The sequence below is a fragment of the Deltaproteobacteria bacterium genome, assembly GCA_005879795.1.
In the GTDB taxonomy this organism is placed as follows: domain Bacteria; phylum Desulfobacterota; class Binatia; order DP-6; family DP-6; genus DP-6.
Window position 1 is genome coordinate 1 of the sequence record VBKJ01000257.1, and the last position, 3,308, is coordinate 3,308.

Below are 3,308 nucleotides of genomic sequence, written 5' to 3' on the forward strand. Positions count from 1 at the left end.
GACGCAGAATGCGGAGCGGATCGGAAATCGACTGCGCGAAAATCACCATGGCGCCGAGCCCAACCACGAGCGCGATGACGCCGAGGCACAGCGCGGTAGCAGCGACGCGATGCGCCGAGACCGGTAGGGCCAGGGAGACCGCCGCGATCGCGACTACCCCGATCACTGGGACGGCGGTCCCGAGCGCCCACGCGAACAGCGCCCGGGTGGCCACCCCCGGGACCCGGTAGCTCCTCGGCGGCGCCCCCGCGAGCGCGCGCGCGATTGTCGACCTGGTGTTCCGCTCGGTAAGGAGATACGCGACGGCCGCGGTAGTCACGCCTCCGAGCGCCACGGTGATCGCGATCTCGAAGGCGAGAAGCCCCGAGGTCGACACGTTCAAGAGGTAGAACAGTACGACGCCGCCCGCCCACAGACCGGTCTGCATCCGCAGCAGCCGGAGTCCGAGCCCGAGCGCCAGCTCGCGCTCGCGCTCGGTTGGCGCTCGCTCCTCGAGGAGCCATCGCGTCGCGGGATCCGCCTGCTTGAGGCCCAATGCTACACCCGCGGGAACGATGAGGCCGACGTAGGCAATCGCGGCGACCAGGTTCCGCCGCACCAACTGTGCCGAGCCGGGGGTCCAGCCCTCGAACTCCGGGGGGACGGGCAACACGAACACGAGCAGCACCAGGACGACCCCCGTTCCGATGAGGTGGGCGGCGACGGCAATCGCCACCGTCAGGCGCCGCGTGCGACGGTGGACGACCGCGCCGGACTCGTCGTCGAGCCGATCGCTCGGCGAACCCCGCGTCACCCCGGCTCCGGGCCCCATCGTGCGCGTAGGCATCTCAGTGGGGCAAGTCTTCGGGCGGGCTCCTCGTCCTCCGACGCTACGTCGGGGCGAAAGCGGCCGTCAAGGAGAACCCGGGGAGAACCCGGGGAGCGCAGGCGGTCGTAACAATCAGCATGTCCGCATGGTCGGGATCGGGCCGGGCTCGTCGGGGCACAGTTCGGGTCCAGTCGGGGGTCGCGAGGATACTCGGACCACCTAGAAATGCCCGTCCCGCTTAGCGCGCCCGGCCCGACTCGAACGGGCGACCCTCAGGTTCGAAGCCGGATCACGAAGATTGAAAGAGCGGCACCGCTGAGTCGCCTCCGTCGTTCTCCCACGTCCTACCTGCTCCACGGTCTCACTGCCTCTCACTGAGTTTCGACGCCGTACGATACTCAACTGCCACCAGGACTGCCACCGCGTCCGGGCAGAGTGGGGTACGACCACCTTTGACGTTTACTCTGCCGCAGCAGTCCACCCCACTCCAGCCCGCGCTCAAAAATCGCGCCAAGTTGCGGTCAGAAATGCCTGACCGCATAGGCGGATTATCAGCGCCGACGTTGAAGGTGACCAGCACCGCGACGCTTGGTAGAATGCTTGCTGATGACCGACTCCCGCGTGCCGCGCTCACGTATCACAGTCGAGGAGCTGGTGGCCCTCTTCGGCGAACGCCTCACCAAGCGCCTCATCTTCCATTGCGCCGGCCGTCGCGTTCCTACCTGTGAGCAGTACCTGAAGGCCATGCGCCGCAGGATGGTGATTCACGACTGGCTCAACCGAGGCTACACCCAACGCGACCTCGCCACCAAGTACGAGCTGTCGGTCCCGTACGTGAAGCGGCTGATCACCCAGTACCTGAACCGACGGCATCGAGAAGCAGTCCGCCATGGTGACTGACCCGATCTGGGAGGCGCTCACTGCCAGGCGCTGGGCTCCGACCGTGTCGTTCTCGACACGCCTTGGCGAACTGCGTCAGCTTCTTCAGACGAGGCTCGATCGGCTGCCGAGGAGTAGGGAGCTGGTCCCCCGCGTGCCGATCGTGATGCCCCTGCTCCTCGACGATCTCGCCCTCGTCCTGCCGCCGTCCGAGCGTCGCCTGCTCGATCATCTTCGTGCTCGACGCCCCCTCCGCGACCTGATCGGAACGCCCGGCTTCCATAGCATCAGCCGGTTGAACCATCGCCTCCAACGCCTTGCCTCGCGCGTCCAGGTGTACTGTGGGTCAGCGGTGCGGCATCGACTACTGCAGCCCTACGACCGGCCTGCTCATGACCATCGACGTCGTCCGGGACGTCCGCGTCGGATGCTGTCCACTGATAGGTTCCCGCAGATGCGTGTTTGGGTGCCCCGCCGGTTCGCCGTCGTGAATGGGTTTCTCCGTCACGGAGCAGAACCTCGCTTCGGGGCCGAAGAGTATCGACGGTCCGCCCGAAGATTGCTCCGCTCCCAACGGCACCCCGATCGGCGCACGGTCCGTTAGGGCCTCCAGGCAGGTTGGAATGGTTGGAACGCGCGCGATTTCCCTTCCTGTACGGCTAGTTATCACATCACGTGAGGCCCCTCGCATGGGACCTGATAAGCACCTGCTAAACGGTTACCCTGCCGCGCTGACATCGTGAAATCGCGGGCTGACGGCGTTTCGCTCGGAAACGGGAGTCGGGTAAGGCGATGGCGCGTAGCGGGCTTCGCATGATGCCGACGTTTCCATCGCCTCCCCTAAAATTCCGTACGGCGGGTTTTCCCCGGTACGGCTTCAAGGCCAGCCTGTCAGGTCGCGCCTTCCCGAACCTCGCGGAGGTTAAGCCTGCTCCCGGCATGCCCGTCTCGACGCCCGGTTTGCATCGACCCTTCGCCCGCTTCCACCCACGGACACTCTGGCCTGGCACTGTGTCCAGGCCTGGCCGTGCTTCCGCGAGCCGCTGTGCGGGAGGCCCGTGGCCTCCCTACCCCAGGGGTCCTTGGCTCCGGTCCGAGTTCTGCTGTCTCGGTCCATCATCGCGTACTACGACCCCATCCGCCGGTCTCGCCGGCACGCGGCGACTTCACGACCCTGCCGCTTATACGCCGCGCCTTCGCTGTGCGGGAGCGCCCCGGCGGCCCGCGAGACCTTCCCTACTTTCCCGGCCATGCTGTCCATGCGTGCCGTCGACCTTACGCCGGTGGGTCCGCGACGCCCTCCCGTTGTGCCGGCGCCGCGATACCAGGCTTCCTCGTCCTATCAGCGAGTCGCCACCCACGAGCACCCGTCTCTGCCAGCAATATCCGACGGGGTTGAAAATTTCGGCGCTGCATCGTTCGCGTCATGCTGCGGCCCGCGTGTTTGCCCGGTCCTCCTGGCTGGCTACGACCAGGTGCGATCACGTGCCTCGCACCTCGCCTGCTGAGGTCCCGTGTCACTCCCGCTTTCGACGCCGTCCGTCGCCGGGCAGCGCTGGGAGTCAGGCTAGAGGGGCGAACGGGAAATCTCCCCTCGTCGGGACTTTCACCCGACCAGTTC

The 3,308-nt window shown here is 66.6% G+C and carries 2 protein-coding genes; one reads left to right on the forward strand and one right to left on the reverse strand.

Translation table 11 applies throughout. From position 1 onward, the window contains the following. Positions 1 to 826, reverse strand: an 826-nt coding sequence (locus E6J59_19770) for a hypothetical protein (protein TMB15724.1), incomplete at its 3' end; no start/stop codon positions are given. Positions 827 to 1,414: 588 nt separating this feature from the next. Here E6J59_19770 and E6J59_19775 point away from each other — a divergent pair. Next, entirely contained in the window at positions 1,415 to 1,708 is a 294-nt protein-coding gene (locus E6J59_19775) for a hypothetical protein (GenBank protein TMB15725.1), read from the forward strand. Positions 1,709 to 3,308 lie beyond the last annotated feature (1,600 nt).